The sequence below is a fragment of the Pollutimonas rozaliensis genome (assembly GCF_048751585.1).
GTDB lineage: Bacteria > Pseudomonadota > Gammaproteobacteria > Burkholderiales > Burkholderiaceae_B.
In genome coordinates, this window is the sequence record NZ_JAZHOB010000336.1 from 1 (window position 1) to 241 (window position 241).

Annotated in this window: 1 protein-coding gene; it reads right to left on the reverse strand. The window is 31.1% G+C overall.

Annotated features, from left to right (window positions below; translation table 11 throughout):
- Positions 1-241 (reverse strand): hypothetical protein (locus V0R37_RS23135; RefSeq protein WP_420376695.1); only part of this gene is annotated, 241 nt, incomplete at both ends.

The following is a 241-nucleotide window of genomic DNA, read 5'->3' on the forward strand; positions in this document are numbered from 1 at the left end:
GTTCAGTACCAATATTATTCGATCTAGCTGTAAAAACTTTGAATCCTTTAACCCATTCTTTGTGGGCTTTAATTAGATTATTTTCTATAAATCCAACTTTTCTTTTCCCGTAAATTTTTATAGGTTTTATCATTCCGCTTTTTGATAAACGAAAGTTATCATCATTGATGAAATCTCCACTAATACCATATGGTTTTCGCGGAGAAGCTATATCTGAAATGTTTCCTTTTGGGTATGTCAT